Source organism: Paenibacillus nanensis (genome assembly GCF_003583765.1).
GTDB lineage: Bacteria > Bacillota > Bacilli > Paenibacillales > Paenibacillaceae > Pristimantibacillus > Pristimantibacillus nanensis.
Genome location: NZ_QXQA01000010.1, coordinates 44,283 through 59,396 on the forward strand (window position 1 = coordinate 44,283; position 15,114 = coordinate 59,396).

Sequence of the window (15,114 nt, forward strand, 5' to 3'; positions counted from 1 at the left end):
AAATGAAGAAAATGAAGTCGATTTCTCTTCTGCTGGTCGTTGCGATCTTCTCGATTATCGTGGCTGCATGCGGAAATAACAGCGGCGGAAGCGGCGGTAAAGTAAGCGTCGGCATCGTATTGCCTACCAAAGACGAGCCAAGATGGGTGCAGGACGAGCAGCGCTTTAAAGATGCGCTCTCCGGCACGAAATATACGACGGAAATCTTGTTCAGCCAAGGTTCTTCCGCGAAAGAGAAAGAAAACGTAGAAACATTGATCAACAAAGGCATTCAAGTTCTTATCATCTGTCCTCATGACGGCGCGGCAGCTGCAGCTTCTGTAGAAGCGGCGAAAAAAGAAGGCATCAAAGTTATCGCGTATGACCGTTTAATTACGGACACAGACGCTGTTGACTACTATGTAACCTTTGACAGCGAGTCGGTCGGCGCAGAGCAAGCGAAATACCTGGTAGACAACGCTAAAGGTTCGGGTCAACCGCTGTACCTGTATGCTGGCGCGGCTTCCGACAACAACGCGTTCCTGTTCTTCAGCGGCGCTTGGAAAGTACTTCAGCCAAAAATCGCTGACGGCACATTCGTGATTGCGAACTCCAGCGAAGCGGAAGCATTGAAAGACAAAGCTGAACTGTCCCGCGACGAGCTGGGCAAAATTATCGGCCAAGTAACAACAAACTGGGATGCTAACGAAGCGAAAAACAAAGCTCAAACGCATTTGACATCGGCTTCGGCTGAGCAAAAAGGCGATGTAGCGATCCTTGCTCCAAACGACGGAACAGCTCGTTCCATTGCAGACGTATTCGGTGCGGACAGCGCGGTTACTAGCTATGTCATTACTGGTCAAGACGCTGAGAAAGCTTCCATTCAGTACATTATCGACGGCAAGCAGTCCATGACGGTATTCAAGGACGTTCGTACGCTGGTAACGGACGCAATGGGTATGGCTGTATCCATCCTGGACGGCAAAACGCCTGAAACAACAGGCTCGTACAACAACGGTGTCATTGACGTTCCAGCTAAGCAAACAAACGTTATCGTTGTGAACAAAGACAACGTGAAGGCAGAGCTGATTGAATCGGAATACTACAAAGCTGACGAGTTCACGGGTCTGTAATACAGAAAAAGCATAGTACAAGGGGAATCGTGGCGGAGACGCCACGATTCCCGTAATTGTAACTGTTGTTTGGTTAGGAGGGCATAACGATGAGCGAATATATACTGGAGATGAACAACATTTCCAAGGAATTTACGGGAGTCAAAGCGCTCACAGATGTCAGCTTCAAGGTGGAGAAGGGCGAGATTCACTGCCTGATCGGCGAGAACGGCGCCGGCAAATCCACGCTGATGAAAGTGCTGAGCGGCGTATATCCTTTCGGCACCTATACTGGCGATATCGTGTTCGAGGGCAAAGTACAGCAATTCGGCGAAATCAGCGACAGCGTGAAGGCCGGTATTGCGATTATCTATCAAGAGCTGGCGTTATTCCCGGATCTCACCGTGTACGAGAATATTTTTGCCGGCAACGAAGTGAAACGCGGCGGGGTCATTGATTGGAACCGAACAATCGTTAAAGCGAATGACATGCTTAAAAAGGTAGGACTCGACGTAAATCCGGAAGTATTAATCAAGGATTTGGGCGTCGGCAAACAGCAGTTGGTCGAAATCGCCAAAGCTTTAAGCAAAGACGTTAAGCTTCTCATCCTCGATGAGCCGACAGCTGCGCTTAACGAAAACGATAGCGAGAACCTGCTCGAGCTGCTGCGCGAGCTGAAGAAACAAGGCATTACCTGCATTATGATCTCCCACAAGCTGAAAGAAGTTATATCGATTGCGGACCGGGCGACAGTCATCCGCGACGGGCGTACGATTTGCACATTGGAAGGGTCCAAAGGCGAAATTACCGAGAGCACGATTATTAAAAACATGGTTGGTCGCGAGATCGACGACATTTATCCGAAGAGACCGGACAAGAAGTTCGGCGATAAAATTTTGGAGCTTAACAATTGGTCCGCTTATGATACGCAGCTGGGCCGCTATGTCGTAAAAAATGTTAATCTTCACGTGAAAAAGGGAGAAATCGTCGGAATAGCCGGCTTAATGGGCTCGGGACGCACGGAGCTGGCGCAAAGCATCTTCGGAAATCCCAAGTCTTATAAACTGCAAGGCGACTTATTTGTAGACGGTCTGCCACAGAAGTTCTCCCACACAAGCGACGCGATCAAAGCGGGTATCGCTTACGTGACGGAGGACCGGAAGGGCGACGGCCTATTCCTTGCTCAAGATATAAAAAGCAACGTCGTTGCCGCGAATTTGAAGGGCATCTCGAGAAACGGCGTGATCAACGAGAACGAAGAAGTAAAGATCGCGAATGAATACAAAGCCTCAATGCATGTGAAGGCGCCTTCCGTCGAGCAGCTCGTCGGCAAGCTCAGCGGCGGCAACCAGCAGAAGGTGTCGCTCGGCAAATGGCTGTTCGTTGGGCCGAAGCTGCTGATCTTGGACGAACCGACACGCGGTATCGACGTCGGAGCCAAGTTCGAGATCTATACGATTATGAACAAGCTGATCAGCGAAGGCATGAGCATCATTATGATCTCTTCCGAGCTTGGCGAAGTGCTTGGCATGAGCGACCGCGTGTACGTAATGGCCGAAGGAGCTTTGAAAGGCGAGCTCTCGATTGAAGAGGCGACTCAAGAAAACATTATGCAGCTTGCAACACTATAGGAGGAAGACCCTATGAACCTTTTTAATGAAGCGAAGTCATTGCTCAAAGTGAACATTCGCGAATACGGCATGTATATTGCCCTGTTCGTCATCATGCTCACCTTCACTATTCTGACGGACGGACTGTTCATGTCCTCCCGTAATATCAGTAACCTGCTTGACCAGACGGGCTACATTGCCGTATTGGCTGTAGGTATGACGCTAGTTATCGTCATCCGTGAGATCGACTTGTCTGTCGGCTTTGTAGCCGGCTTCCTGGGCGCGATCGCCGCGATTCTCCTTTCGCAGGCGGGCGTACCGTTCTATCTGACCATTCCGATTATTCTGGTGCTCGGCATTGTGGTGGGGATGTTTAACGGCGTCCTTGTCGCGAAATTCGGCATTCCGTCCTTCGTTGCTTCCTTGGCGGGGATGCTGATTTTCAGAGGCGCGCTCCTTCAAGTAACGGAGAAGACGGGTACCATCATCATCAAGGATGACAATTTTAACGCGATCGGCAACGGCTTTATTCCTTCGATTGCCGAAGTAGGCGGCTTGCATTTGCTATCCCTTATCTTGGGCGCTCTGGCTATTATTCTGTACATTTATAGCGAGATCAATAAGCGTAAAAATAAGATTAAGTATCAGTTCGATGTGGTTTCCAAAGGGATCTTTGCCATTCAGTTAATCTTTGTTTCCGCTATTATCGCTTATGTAACTTGGATTCTTGCCGGTTATAACGGCTTCTCCTGGACGGTTGTTATCGTGCTGCTTGTCGTTGCCCTCTACCACTTCATTTCGACGAAGACGGTGCTTGGCAGACATATTTACGCGGTAGGCAGCAATCCGGAAGCGGCTCACTTGACAGGCATCAACGTGAAGAAAATTACGTATATCGTATTCGGCTCCATGGGGATGCTGGCCGCATTGTCCGGCATTCTGTACACGTCCCGTCTGCAATCCGCGACAACGACAGCCGGTACGCTGTTCGAGCTTGACGCGATTGCGGCTGCTTATGTCGGCGGCGTATCGTCCGCAGGCGGCGTAGGTAAAGTAACGGGCGCGGTTATCGGCGCGGTTGTAATGGCTTCGCTCACCAGCGGCATGAACCTGCTCGGCGTAGGTATCTCCTATCAGTACATGATTCGCGGCGGCGTGCTTGCGGCAGCGGTTATCTTCGACGTCATGACGCGCAAGAAGAGAGGCTAATTTCATAGAAGCAATGAAGGGCGCCGCTTGTCGGCGCCCTTTCATTTGTAATCACCTAACTATAATCCTCAATTAACGATAGCTTGCCTTCGCGAATTTCAAATAGTGACTTACCCTTTAGCTGCAGTTTATCCCCTGACTTTAACCCGTTAGGCAAATCGTGAGCGATTACAGCCTCGTACTCAATTTCTACTTCTACTTTGCTATCAATTGCTCTGGTACTGGTAACGGTCTGACGACGGCTGGAGAATAACGAGGCTGATTGTTCAGCTAATTGCCTGAATTCTTTTATGCCCTTTGTCTCGGTATTCATTTCGCCGTTCATAAAATTTCTAAAAATGACCTCTTCATGCAGGAGCTTTGCCATACCCTCGGTATCAAAACAATTATAAGCCTCGATATAACTTTTAATGATTTCTAGGTTTTCATCGACCGCCGCCATTTGCGAGCTCCTCCCTATAATTACTTGTCCTCATAGCGATTGGTAGTAGTGACATTTTACACGTTTTGTTTTGAATGGTAAATCATGCTTTTATTTTGCAAACGAATCAGCACCTTGCCGTAGCGGCCGCCCTGATGAGTTACTACGGTGCCGGAAGGATAAGCTCGTTCCAAATAGTCGGCAATTATTTTTCGATTCCGGTCGTCAGCAGGAAGACCGTGGCCGCGCAGTAAGTGCATTATTTCTTGCATAGCCTCTTCTGTGGAGATTTCCGCCGTTTTCGATTCGGTTGTGACAAGCGACTCGTAGGAGTAGCCCTTCAGATACAGCAGATGAAGCAGATAGCCCATTTCCGTATATTTCGGATTGAAGGGCTTATCCGTGACGAGAGGCCAAATTTCGTTCACCAGACTATGCTCTGCCGAACCGGCCGGCATGCTGATATAACAATACTCCCGTGCGCACTGGAGCAGCTTCTCTACACTGTCCCAATCGTGAATAACGGGGCACATCGAGGCAAATACAAGATCAAATGCTTTGCTCCAGCCTCTGGCGTGCGGGTCAATATCCTCGAACCGTTCCGGCACGATCGTTACCTTGTCTTCAGGGAACTGTGCCGCGTTTTCTTTCAGCAGCTCGACAAGCGGAGGAGAAGACTCTACGGCGGTTACTTGAGCTCCCCGTTCCACAAACGGCACCGAAAACACGCCCGAAGCGGCGCCAATGTCAAGGACGGAGGCGTTATCGAAGCGGACCCCTTGGGTTTCGAGCCAGTTCAGAATCCGGCTGCTCCGCTTTTTTCCTTCTTCGCTAAAGGACTGCTCATTAAACGTTTTCGCTTTATGATCAAAGGAGCGCGCCGGGTCAATGCCTGCTTGTTTCATTTTGTTCACCAAGGTATCGCCATGTCTTTTCCATGCTTCTTCCCAAATCGCGGCGTCGAAGAAATCGTTCATCATCAGCTGTTTCCTCCTAGATATTATTATAGACAACAGATATCCATAATTAAAACGCGAAAAACCGATTCTGATGTGAACGCAGCAGCTTGTTGGCTGGTGTGTGGACGCATCAGGGCCTCTCTACGATTATGGACTCAATATATCCATAATAACCGAGTTCAACTCCCGAATGCAACATTTACGGATTATTTCCGTTAGATATTGAGCAGGAAAGGAGCGGTCCTATGAAAAAGATAAGTTTTGCTATGCTGGTCTTAGTCATGCTTTGTTCATGCAGCGGTTCATTCCATAAGGAAAAGTGGGCTGAGGAACCGGAGTCCAGAAAAGGAATGGTAAACAGTATGCTGAGCCAATATGAGCTTGAAGGAATGACAGCGACCGAGATTATTGACCTGCTTGGCGAGCCTGAACAACGGCTGGAAGAGCCGTCGGTGCAGTTCGTTTACTACTTAGGGTCAGCCGGATTAGGCGTAGACGACAGCTTATTAAGGCTCTACTTTAATCGGGATGGCCAGCTGGAGCGGCATGAGATTACACACGATTAATTGAACAAGGAATATATTCCTCCTGCGACGAAAGTATTACGAGATTGATTCATCGTAATCCAAGGAGGAAAAACATGATACAGAGCAGGACCTGCAAACAGATCGTTTTCTTCGTGCTTTCCGGGCGTCGGTGACGGGAAATTTGCGCCTGACCGTCCGATAACGAGGCAAGAGATGGCGGTTTTGGGCTCTAATGTGTTGAATGCTTTATCCGGTTTAGAGGCTGAACATACTGAGGCTTCCTTGGGAGTTTACAAAGACGGCTCTGAAATAGCCGATTATGCACGGGAGTCCGTAGCGTTGCTTACGGAAGAAGGCAATATGCAGGGCGTAACCGGCAGCAAATTCGACCCGGACGGAACCGTAAATCGCGCGCAAGCGGCTGTTATGATTTATAATTTGCTCGGTTCAGAGTAATGAAGGGGGCGCCGCATATCGGCGCCCCTTTTGCATTTTGCATGATTTTCGACGACCCTATGCTTATTGCGAACCTTTTCGGCGGTACGCCCGGAACGTCAGCGGCGCGAACACGAGCGCAAAAACCGCCATAACCGCGAGCGCCGATGCAAGATCGCCGAAAGACGCCGAGCCATGCATCAGTCCCCGGGCGGCCGTCGAGGCCAGACTGATCGGATTCCATGCGATGATAGGGCCAAGCCAGTCCGGCATGGTCGATGTATCGACGAATACATTGCTTGTGAACAGAAGCGGGTACAGGACGATGTAGGTCATGCTTGTAATGGATTCGACCTTTTTGGCGATAACGCCAATAAAGGCGAACAGCCAGCTGAGGCAGAAGGCGTACAGCACGACAAAGATGAGGCCGGACAAGACGCCGATTATACCGGCCTCCGGCCGAAACCCAAGCGCCATCCCTAACAGAATGGTTGTAATGAGCGCGGATGTATAGGTCAACAGCTGGATAAGCATCGTTCCAATGATGGCCGCCGGCTGCCAGAAAGGGAGCGTGCGGAACCGGTTGAACACGCCGCGGTCGATATCATTTTTAATCCCGATGCCGATATAGACGGTCATGCTGGTTACGGTATAGACAAGCATGCCGGGCAGCAAATATTGCAAATACGCGCCGGTGCCGCCCGAGATGGCGCCCCCGAACAGATACGTGAATATGAGCAGGAAGATGACGGGGAAGATGAGCACGTCTATCGCCAAATAATGCAGCATTTTGAGCGTCCCTCGCCATGACCGCCAGACAAAGGCGGCTATGGCATGCAGCGCGTGAGGCCGGCGAGGCGTTTCTCCAGCGTTCAGCGCCAACATCAGCTTTGACTCCGTCGTACTCATGACGACTGCACCTCCTTCGATTCAAAAAGCACTTCATTTTTTTGACCGGTCAGCGACAGGAAGACTTCGTCGAGACTCGGCTGCCCGAGCGAGAATTGCTCCACTTCAATGCCGGCTTGCGACAACTCCAAGAGCAAGCGAGCCGCCAGCTTGGGGTCAAGCGCCGGAGCGGTCAGCACCGCCGGATCAGCATCCTGCCGGGCTGCAGCGCCGAGCACCTGCCGCATCGCCATCGCGGCATCGCCTCGCTGCTCCTTCCGCGCGAGCTGCACGCGAACTGTGCCGGAGCCAACGGACGCTTTCAGCTCGGCTGGGGTTCCTTCGGCGATGACTACGCCTTCGTGAATAACGGCGATTCGGTCCGACAGCCGGTCGGCCTCCTCCAAATATTGCGTAGTCAGCAGCACGGTTGTGCCGCGTTCCGTAAGCAGACGGACGATGTCCCATACCTCGTTCCGGCTGCGAGGATCGAGCCCCGTCGTGGGTTCGTCCAGAAACAGAAGCTCCGGCTTCACCAGCATTGCCGCAGCGATATCGAGCCGCCGCCGCATGCCGCCGGAGTAAGTTCCCGCCTGCTTCCCGGCCGCATCCGATAGCCCGAATACGTCCAGCCATTCCTCCGCTCGAGCGGCAGCGTCGCGCTTCCGGTAGCCGAGCAATCGCGAGAACAGCATCAAATTTTCCCGGCCGCTAAGCGACTCATCCACCGCTGCGAATTGTCCGGTTAGTCCGATATGTCTGCGGACGGCATCGCTGCTCTGTACGACATCGAGCCCAAATACGCGGGCTTCTCCGCCGTCCGGGCGAAGAAGCGTAGACAAGATATGCACGAGCGTCGTCTTCCCCGCGCCGTTCGGCCCAAGAAGCGCGTACACGGTGCCGCGTTCCACTTGGAGATCGATGCCTTTGAGCACCTCCGTGCCGCCGAACGATTTTTGAATCCCTCGCGCTTCGATTGCGTAACGGATCCGTTCCATAAATCCTCCTCCTTCTCATCAGCTACAATTCAAGATTACAACATTGATGCAAGTGAGAAGGTTTTGAACAATATTTCTCGAATATTAAAGGGGTTTGGATCAAAGTATCAAGCATGTTCTTTAATGTTTTTCTAGAATGTTTGGTTTCGGGAGGAGCGAGTGAACGCATGGAGTATTATAAGCCGGTCGAGATTGCCCGCGAGCTTCATATCAGCACTAGCGCCATGCGCCATTACGAAGCTTGGGGGATTGTCCCGCCGCCCGAGCGCGGAGCAAACGGTTATCGTCTTTATACAAGAACGCACCGCGCCTATTTCCGCTGTCTCCGGGCGATGTTCGCCGGCTTCGGTACGGCGGTGACGTCCGAGGCGCTGCGGTATATACAAGCGGGGGACATGGATGCGGCGTTTTGGCTGGTGAATAGGGAGCAGGCAGCCCTTTATCAAGAGAAGGAGGCCGCCGACAAGACCCTCTCGCTTCTGCAATCGCCGGATCCGCCGATCCCCCCAGGAAGAAAGCCGAAATCCCGCATGACGATTGGGGAAGCCGCCGAGCTCGCCGGCGTGCGGGCATCGGCAATCCGCCATTGGGAGAAGGAAGGGCTTATCATACCCGAACGGGATCCCGATAATGGGTACCGGCTATACACCCCGACGCATCTTCGGCAAATTTTGCTGATCCGAACGCTGCGGGGCACCGTTTATTTTTTGGAGCATATGAAAGAGCTTGTACAAGCGGTGGAGCATCAAAGCTTTGAGAAAGCGAAGCGGGTTGCGGTCAAAGCGCTGCGGCGCATTCATGAACGGGGACAGCGGCAGTTCTATGCCGTCCACCAGCTGGTCGAGCTGTGCAAAGAGGTGGGGTTAATGCCGGCAGAAGGATTGGGGAATCCGTACACCGCGCAAGATTTGCAGATGGACACGGAGGGATAGCGGCTGGTGTCTGACCCTTGAAATCGAAAAGCGACAGCCATGGACGAGAAAGTAAAGTCCTAGGCTGTCGCTATTGAAACAAAGCTGCCAACATTGTATGGCAGTACAGGCACTAAACTGGTACATAGGTCAATCTGATCACCTGCTCGCCAATCCGATCGCTGGCTATGAGGCGCAGCGGGTGCCGCGGACCGGCGAAGAATGACTTGCCGTGACCCAGCACGACGGGATGGAGATAAAGCCGATACTCATCAACGAGACCGAGCTCCGTTAAACTTTGCGCCAACTGCGGTCCGGCAACTTCAATCTCTCCTTCATGCTTTGTCTTCAGCTCACGAACAGCGGCTTCGAGGTCCCCCTCGATCAGAGAAGCGTTCGGGCCGACGGACTTTAACGTCCTGGACACCACCCACTTCGGTTTGCTTTGCCACGCTGCTGCGTATTCTCGTTCCGGTGCATTCCATTCCAAATCGTCTTCATCCCAATACCGCATGGTCTCGTACATAAGGCGCCCGTACAGGCTTCCGGTCAACCCGCGCACGTCGTCGATGAAATGACGGAATAGCACGGGGTCAGGCTGGAATGCCATGTGGTCGACGTACCCGTCCAGAGACATGTTCAATGCGTAAACGATCTTTGCCATACGACTGGCTCTCCTCCCGGGTTTTCCTCGCATATTAGGATCAGGATTAAAAGTTCCAACTGCAGCCTCTTTTATATCTACATTATATCTTCCAACAGCATGCCCGGTTTCTCATGGATTGCTAATGTGAACAGGTCTTGCCTGACTGAATTGATTATTAGCTTCACAAAGGTTCTGTTAGTGTAACAAACCGATCACTCGTAAAACTTATCCTTGCATTATAGTCTGTTAGTTTCATTTTCAATCTCGCTTAAAAAAGAAAGTACGGCGGTTTTCATTTGGTCCAACCCTGGTTGTTCTATTGAAAAGTGTCCAGACCCTTCTAATATTACACATTCTTTCTTGCCTTTTAATCGGTTATAAAAAGGTTCGCTTAGGGCAAAAGGCGTCATTGGATCTACTTCAGGATGGACAAGTAATACAGGGCAAATGTCGAAACGTTCAGGTTGAATCAATGGTTTCATATTCATAAAAGTTCTAAGAAGACGTAATGTGACTTTTGTGCCTGCCGCATGCGGGTCCTTTATGATTAGTTCGGTCAATTCGAAGTTATTCGTAATTAATTCCATCCTAGATACTTTCGAAACAGTAATTCGAAATTGATCCAAAATAAAGGGGAAAACATCCATTGAGAATTTACCTAAACGACTAATTAACTTATTCGGGGCAATTTGATCCCGAACTTTTGAATGACTTGTATCTACAAATGTTGTGACGACCAATCCTCTAACATGCGTGCTCATGGCCGAAGCATGATAAGCAAGCATGCCACCGATACTTGCTCCTAACAAAACAATCGGTTTACCGTCTCGCTTTACTTCCTGCTCGATCAATTTTGTAAGTAGTTCAATCCATAGCAGGTAATCTAATGATTTCAATGAATCCATGTAAGTTAAACCATAGGGAGGAAGATCAGGAGATAAAACATCATACCCATTTATTTGCAGCATTCGTCCATAGGGGGCCAGCATTCTACCGTTCCCACCCGCGCCGTGTATTAAGATAACTTTAATTTTTGAATCAGGAACAGACATCCGATCGAGATGGACACGAATATCGTTCCAATCCCACCACTCTTCAGTCGGTAAACAATTCTCATTTAATCGCAGTTCTTCAGGAAAGAATTTCTGATAATTTTTCCAATACAGTTCGGATTCATTGTAGGATAAGCGTTTCGCTATAGCATTCATCTTCAATTCCCCCATAAATGAACAACGGTCTTCGCCTCTTAGGTAACACATTATAACTTGATAAGATTCAAATTATGGGCGTTAAACTTTTGATCATGGTTAATTACACAGTAAAAGCGAATTTTTTATTTTTGCACACCCATGACATCCTTTTTCCTATGTCCACTCATAACTTCTATTTTGATGGGGCTATTCTGTCAGTTACCTTAACGAGCAACAACGGCAACCGGTCAGTAGCCGGCTGCCGTAGTTACTTGTAGAGCTACGTACCGTAATCGGCCAGCATCCACGAAGGGATGAAGGGCCTTCCTAATCAGCAATATCTCCAATCGGCTGGTGTTCACTTTTTTAACTGCAACCCGTTCAGCAGACCGATGAATTGCATTTTGGACGCAGCCTCTTTATCATGCTTTGAAAATTCCAGTACGTAAACAATTCTGTCTTCTATAGGGATAACTGCAAAATAAACGTCATGTGTGCCAGTCAGACCGGAGGCGGCAGTACCGTTGTCAGCGTCGAGCGTATATAGTTTGCCGTTTCCGATGGGAGTATCGATCGTTTCTTCATTTGTAATTTCGCTATGGTTGGGCTTATAAAGTCTAAAGTCAAAATCGTCAGCATACGGGTACGTAACAATACTCCCGAGATTGACCCCATTTTCATCGGTGATGGCTAAGCTAAAGCGGTCTCCTTTACTTAAGTCCCATCCCTTCGGCAGGGGCAGTTTCAGATTGGAGAGATCGTATTCTGAGTCCGTCGGTTGACCGAATTCCGATTCACTGACAAACTCTTTTCCGTTCCACACAAAGGATTGTATGACGTCTTTTCCGATACTGTTATCATAATACGTACTTGAAAAACCAAATTTGTTTTTAGCTAACTTGGTGGAGTAACGTCCAGTACCGCTCACGAATAGCTCGTGATGCCCTTTAATAGGCAATTCTGCGATTCGTCCAGACTGGTCGAGCGTAAACAGCTTAAATATACCGCCATTGCTCGATGCATATTGACCAATCGTAAAGTCGATATTCCCATCCCCGTTGTAATCATCGAAATCGATGTCAAAGAACGAGTTAAACACCATTTCGCCATTGAAATAACCGTTTAATTCGACAGCACTTTTCACCTCGCCGTTTTCATTGGATAGCTGGATTTCGAATTCTCCCTCCCAATTGCGACCCATTAAAGGCCCTGGTGACCAGTCCTCAAAATATGTTCCGTTTTTAAGCACTACACTCAAGTATTCTTGCTTCTTTGTAAGCTGGAATAGATCGTTCCTTGACAATGTAAGCGGTCCCTCTGCAACGATTGTGTTGGATGCGTCTGAAAGCGCTGTATGGATTGGACTTGCGGTTACCGCGTATAAAGGAGCCGGTGAGTTCGTGATGGTAGTTGTCGCCTCTGCACACGCAGTTAATAGCAACACGGGTACCATTGCAAAGAACAATTTTTTCATCTTACATTATGCTCCTTCCAATAAGTTTCTTCTGCAAGTACATCCTAGTTCAAGTACACGTACGTTAGACGAATAAAAAGAGTACTTTGTTTCTAAATGCTACCAATTCTCAATAAAGGTCGACTGAGACTTACCATGCAAATCTACCCCTTCGTTCAATGAAAATGAGCAGCTGCCGCGGCGGCAAACTGCTCCCTGGATTGCTGTACAATCATCTATCACACGAATTCAATTAGCTTCCTATCTATTTCGGCGATATCACCAATCTCTGATATACCATCCCATAGGATGATTGATGAAGCCTCATCGTTTTCAATAAAATCATCAAGTTTGCACAGTTCACCCTTAAACAAAGCCCCGTATTCTGTTCGTTCTGGTCCATGAAAACTTGGCCGAAGTCTAAACTTCATTAGACCTTTGAACACAACTGTGTCAATATTTTGATTGGTTTCTTCAAATAATTCTCTAATTATACATTGTTGAGCATTCTCACCCGGTTCAATAATACCTCCTGGCAGTTCCCAGTTCTTTCTCCACTTATTATGTAAGAAGAGGTACTTTTCTTGGCACTTCACCACAATTAGAGCATGTGTTAGTGGAGCATCCAGAGTAATTGTACTGAGCTTATCATACTCAATTTTCATAAACTCCAAAAAAATATTACCTTTTGAATCTGTTATGATTGCCATTTCTACTCCTCCGTTTCTTTTGTGAAAAAAAATAAAAAACGCGCTAGACCCTAAGTCCTGCGCGTTGCATATCGCAGAATGGGAAGCGCGAATAGCGTTAACCCATCCCTAATTTTTAGAAGAATGGATTAACGCTTTTCATGATGGTGAGATTGTTTTAATGTCAAAGTATACATCGTTATTCTCCTTAATCATCACTATATGGAAATAATACCCACATCACTGTTTTAGTGTCAAGAAAAATTTCCCTATTGGTATTGGCGTAAACTGCCAAATAGCTTAACGAGGCTGCCGATTTTTTTCGGCAAACTAGCTCGTATTGCAAAACCGTCCGTGAATGAAAACAGGGGGCAGCTGCCAGGTGGCGGTCTGCTCCCTGTTTATTTATGCTAAAGTACCCTTTATTACTTGTGATATGGCGGTCGTACAAATGCGGAATTCTTGCGGTGCATCAATCCACTCTATAAGCGGCTTCCAAGGCGCCTGTATCCTCAAAGCCCCGGAAATACTTAATCGTGCCGTCTTCCACTTCGCAAACCATCGCCCAATAGCTTTCAAACATTTTGCCGGTAGGGCGAATCCGATGCTTAAATCTTCCCCACGCGAAAGCAGTGGTTTCATCGGCAAGTATCTTGCGGATTTCGAATTGTTGGGTATCAAGATCTTTCTGGAACTTGGACAATAGCGTCCTTACGCCTTCCTTCCCATAATAGGTTCCATAGAAGTAATGTCTGTCCGTCTCCTTCTCGAATGCCGCGATAAACGTGGCATCATGATGTACATAACGGAGGGCTTTGTCGATATCCACCATATTGTGAAAGTATTGAAGTAACACTTGATCCGGTTTCATTTCGCTCATATCTCCTTTTTATAGAGTTGGAATTTCGGGCGGCGGACCAGATCCACCTGCTATGCGTTATGGCCACATCTTATTGCATGGCTTTAAGCTGGCTCAAAATGATACCAAGGTGCATGGCTTCGTGAAAACGCCCCCCGTGTAAATTGTTGTACGTATCGCTTCACATCTAAAGTGTACTCCCCTCTCCACAGCGCAACAATCACGAGATTCCGATTCGAATGATCGGTTTCAGTAATGATTGAATGAGGAGGGGGATAATCCTCTGGACAGCTGGCGTCAATTGTAGCGCCTATTGCCCAATCGGTTATCGGATTCAAAGCTGTCCGAAACCGCATTGGCGATAACCGCTTTACGAATTTCCTCCGGCGTCAACTGATGAAGCACAGGCAGATGGCGAATATCATCTAAAAACTTTGCTCAGGGATCCTTCTGCTCATGTTCTTTACATTCCCTTCATGAATAAATCGGTCTGGTCCGTTAGCGGTCGCCTAAAAATAATGACCCGTAACCGCTGCTTGGCGCAAAGGTTCGGGTCATTCCGGTTATGCGAAGTTTACTGCCCCTGTATCGTTATAACCTGGCGAGGCCAAAACAACCGATGTTTCGATCTGTCTATCCGAGACTTGCCAGTAGCGCTGCAGCAGCCCCTTCTTTTTTTCTTGAGGGACCAGCGTATAGCCATTTTTGGTGTAAAAGGATATCGCCCAGCCGGCGTCTTCCCAAGTGCCGATTAGAATCGGCTTTTCTGTAAGCGCGGCGATATGCCGCAGCAATTGGGTGCCGATGCCGCCTTTGCGTTTAACCGTGCGAACATAAGCATGCCGAATCAAGGCGACGTCGCCTTTATCTTGGAGGCCCATAACCCCGACAAGCTCGCCATCGTGCTCAACTCCCCAGAACATAACGCCGCTCTCGATCTCATGCAGCAATTCATCCATGCTCATATAAGGATCATGATACTGGTCTTCGGGTATGATGCCTTTGTACGCCTGTGCTCCATCGTTAATAATCTTCCACATTTCATTCACATCTTGCTCCGAACATTTCCGAATCATTTCAAACCTCCTAAAAAAAGTTAATCGGTTATGCTGCCAATTTTACCGTTCGCTATCAGCCTTTGTCCACTTTTTACAAGCAGTTGGCCATGCAGGACAGATGGAATGCCCGCAGATAGTGTTCGCGCAAGGAAAGAATTGAGGGGTGGCTC

The 15,114-nt window shown here is 48.8% G+C and carries 16 protein-coding genes and 1 pseudogene; 7 read left to right on the forward strand and 10 right to left on the reverse strand.

Features of this window, described 5'->3' with window-relative positions; genetic code table 11:
* Window positions 1-2 precede the first annotated feature (2 nt).
* The 3 genes from D3P08_RS15990 to D3P08_RS16000 all read left to right on the forward strand — a co-directional run bounded on the left by D3P08_RS15990 (window position 3) and on the right by D3P08_RS16000 (window position 3,910).
* Window positions 3-1,112 carry a sugar ABC transporter substrate-binding protein gene (locus D3P08_RS15990; RefSeq protein WP_119600716.1) on the forward strand — a complete coding sequence of 370 codons (1,110 nt, stop codon included), beginning with the start codon at window positions 3-5 and terminating at the stop codon, window positions 1,110-1,112.
* A gap of 89 nt (window positions 1,113-1,201) precedes the next feature.
* On the forward strand, window positions 1,202-2,722 hold the full coding sequence (locus D3P08_RS15995; RefSeq protein WP_119600717.1) for a sugar ABC transporter ATP-binding protein: 1,521 nt from the start codon (window positions 1,202-1,204) through the stop codon (window positions 2,720-2,722).
* A 12-nt stretch (window positions 2,723-2,734) separates the two neighbouring features.
* The gene (locus D3P08_RS16000; RefSeq protein WP_119600718.1) at window positions 2,735-3,910 is read left to right on the forward strand and encodes a sugar ABC transporter permease; all 1,176 of its coding nucleotides are present in this window, start codon (window positions 2,735-2,737) and stop codon (window positions 3,908-3,910) included.
* Window positions 3,911-3,965: 55 nt separating this feature from the next.
* Here the strand turns inward: D3P08_RS16000 and D3P08_RS16005 are convergent, their stop codons facing one another.
* Window positions 3,966-4,352, reverse strand: a complete 387-nt coding sequence (locus D3P08_RS16005) for a nuclear transport factor 2 family protein (protein WP_119600719.1) — start codon at window positions 4,350-4,352, stop codon at window positions 3,966-3,968.
* A 56-nt stretch (window positions 4,353-4,408) separates the two neighbouring features.
* Window positions 4,409-5,308 (reverse strand): class I SAM-dependent methyltransferase, encoded by a 900-nt coding sequence (locus D3P08_RS16010; RefSeq protein ID WP_119600864.1) that lies wholly within the window; start codon window positions 5,306-5,308, stop codon window positions 4,409-4,411.
* 227 nt (window positions 5,309-5,535) lie between these two features.
* Here D3P08_RS16010 and D3P08_RS16015 point away from each other — a divergent pair, with 227 nt between their 5' ends.
* The 3 genes and pseudogenes from D3P08_RS16015 to D3P08_RS27895 all read left to right on the forward strand — a co-directional run bounded on the left by D3P08_RS16015 (window position 5,536) and on the right by D3P08_RS27895 (window position 6,273).
* Window positions 5,536-5,856, forward strand: a complete 321-nt coding sequence (locus D3P08_RS16015) for a hypothetical protein (protein ID WP_119600720.1) — start codon at window positions 5,536-5,538, stop codon at window positions 5,854-5,856.
* 120 nt (window positions 5,857-5,976) lie between these two features.
* Window positions 5,977-6,033 (forward strand): annotated as a pseudogene (locus D3P08_RS28090) (S-layer homology domain-containing protein); the annotation flags it as partial.
* A complete protein-coding gene (locus tag D3P08_RS27895) occupies window positions 6,031-6,273 on the forward strand; it encodes an S-layer homology domain-containing protein (RefSeq protein ID WP_119600865.1) in 243 nt (80 codons plus the stop codon). The pseudogene D3P08_RS28090 and the gene D3P08_RS27895, both read left to right, overlap by 3 nt.
* A gap of 63 nt (window positions 6,274-6,336) precedes the next feature.
* Here the strand turns inward: D3P08_RS27895 and D3P08_RS16025 are convergent, their stop codons facing one another.
* Window positions 6,337-7,161 (reverse strand): ABC transporter permease, encoded by an 825-nt coding sequence (locus tag D3P08_RS16025; RefSeq protein ID WP_119600721.1) that lies wholly within the window; start codon window positions 7,159-7,161, stop codon window positions 6,337-6,339.
* On the reverse strand, window positions 7,158-8,138 hold the full coding sequence (locus tag D3P08_RS16030; RefSeq protein WP_119600722.1) for an ATP-binding cassette domain-containing protein: 981 nt from the start codon (window positions 8,136-8,138) through the stop codon (window positions 7,158-7,160). Before D3P08_RS16030 ends, D3P08_RS16025 begins: the two co-directional genes overlap by 4 nt.
* A 167-nt stretch (window positions 8,139-8,305) precedes the next feature.
* On the opposite strand from D3P08_RS16030, the gene D3P08_RS16035 reads away from it, so the two are divergent.
* Entirely contained in the window at window positions 8,306-9,070 is a 765-nt protein-coding gene (locus D3P08_RS16035; RefSeq protein ID WP_119600723.1) for a TioE family transcriptional regulator, read from the forward strand.
* A gap of 112 nt (window positions 9,071-9,182) precedes the next feature.
* Here the strand turns inward: D3P08_RS16035 and D3P08_RS16040 are convergent, their stop codons facing one another.
* The 6 genes from D3P08_RS16040 to D3P08_RS16065 form a co-directional block, all read right to left on the reverse strand.
* Entirely contained in the window at window positions 9,183-9,713 is a 531-nt protein-coding gene (locus D3P08_RS16040) for a dihydrofolate reductase family protein (protein ID WP_119600724.1), read from the reverse strand.
* A 218-nt stretch (window positions 9,714-9,931) separates the two neighbouring features.
* Entirely contained in the window at window positions 9,932-10,903 is a 972-nt protein-coding gene (locus tag D3P08_RS16045; protein WP_119600866.1) for an alpha/beta hydrolase, read from the reverse strand.
* A 340-nt stretch (window positions 10,904-11,243) separates the two neighbouring features.
* Window positions 11,244-12,359 carry a putative periplasmic lipoprotein gene (locus D3P08_RS16050; RefSeq protein ID WP_119600725.1) on the reverse strand — a complete coding sequence of 372 codons (1,116 nt, stop codon included), beginning with the start codon at window positions 12,357-12,359 and terminating at the stop codon, window positions 11,244-11,246.
* 218 nt (window positions 12,360-12,577) lie between these two features.
* The gene (locus D3P08_RS16055) at window positions 12,578-13,048 is read right to left on the reverse strand and encodes an NUDIX domain-containing protein (protein ID WP_119600726.1); all 471 of its coding nucleotides are present in this window, start codon (window positions 13,046-13,048) and stop codon (window positions 12,578-12,580) included.
* A 451-nt stretch (window positions 13,049-13,499) separates the two neighbouring features.
* Window positions 13,500-13,898, reverse strand: coding sequence for a nuclear transport factor 2 family protein (locus tag D3P08_RS16060; protein WP_162848502.1), 399 nt, complete (start codon window positions 13,896-13,898; stop codon window positions 13,500-13,502).
* 551 nt (window positions 13,899-14,449) lie between these two features.
* Window positions 14,450-14,962, reverse strand: coding sequence for a GNAT family N-acetyltransferase (locus tag D3P08_RS16065; RefSeq protein ID WP_119600728.1), 513 nt, complete (start codon window positions 14,960-14,962; stop codon window positions 14,450-14,452).
* Window positions 14,963-15,114: the final 152 nt, after the last annotated feature.

Bases quoted from the DNA above. Each gene is read 5' to 3' on its own strand.
- D3P08_RS15990 (WP_119600716.1), top strand. From the start codon at position 3: ATGAAGAAAATGAAGTCGATTTCTCTTCTGCTGGTCGTTGCGATCTTC.
- D3P08_RS15995 (WP_119600717.1), top strand. From the start codon at position 1,202: ATGAGCGAATATATACTGGAGATGAACAACATTTCCAAGGAATTTACG.
- D3P08_RS16000 (WP_119600718.1), top strand. From the start codon at position 2,735: ATGAACCTTTTTAATGAAGCGAAGTCATTGCTCAAAGTGAACATTCGC.
- D3P08_RS16005 (WP_119600719.1), bottom strand. From the start codon at position 4,352: ATGGCGGCGGTCGATGAAAACCTAGAAATCATTAAAAGTTATATCGAG.
- D3P08_RS16010 (WP_119600864.1), bottom strand. From the start codon at position 5,308: ATGAACGATTTCTTCGACGCCGCGATTTGGGAAGAAGCATGGAAAAGA.
- D3P08_RS16015 (WP_119600720.1), top strand. From the start codon at position 5,536: ATGAAAAAGATAAGTTTTGCTATGCTGGTCTTAGTCATGCTTTGTTCA.
- D3P08_RS27895 (WP_119600865.1), top strand. From the start codon at position 6,031: ATGGCGGTTTTGGGCTCTAATGTGTTGAATGCTTTATCCGGTTTAGAG.
- D3P08_RS16025 (WP_119600721.1), bottom strand. From the start codon at position 7,161: ATGAGTACGACGGAGTCAAAGCTGATGTTGGCGCTGAACGCTGGAGAA.
- D3P08_RS16030 (WP_119600722.1), bottom strand. From the start codon at position 8,138: ATGGAACGGATCCGTTACGCAATCGAAGCGCGAGGGATTCAAAAATCG.
- D3P08_RS16035 (WP_119600723.1), top strand. From the start codon at position 8,306: ATGGAGTATTATAAGCCGGTCGAGATTGCCCGCGAGCTTCATATCAGC.
- D3P08_RS16040 (WP_119600724.1), bottom strand. From the start codon at position 9,713: ATGGCAAAGATCGTTTACGCATTGAACATGTCTCTGGACGGGTACGTC.
- D3P08_RS16045 (WP_119600866.1), bottom strand. From the start codon at position 10,903: ATGAATGCTATAGCGAAACGCTTATCCTACAATGAATCCGAACTGTAT.
- D3P08_RS16050 (WP_119600725.1), bottom strand. From the start codon at position 12,359: ATGAAAAAATTGTTCTTTGCAATGGTACCCGTGTTGCTATTAACTGCG.
- D3P08_RS16055 (WP_119600726.1), bottom strand. From the start codon at position 13,048: ATGGCAATCATAACAGATTCAAAAGGTAATATTTTTTTGGAGTTTATG.
- D3P08_RS16060 (WP_162848502.1), bottom strand. From the start codon at position 13,898: ATGAAACCGGATCAAGTGTTACTTCAATACTTTCACAATATGGTGGAT.
- D3P08_RS16065 (WP_119600728.1), bottom strand. From the start codon at position 14,962: ATGATTCGGAAATGTTCGGAGCAAGATGTGAATGAAATGTGGAAGATT.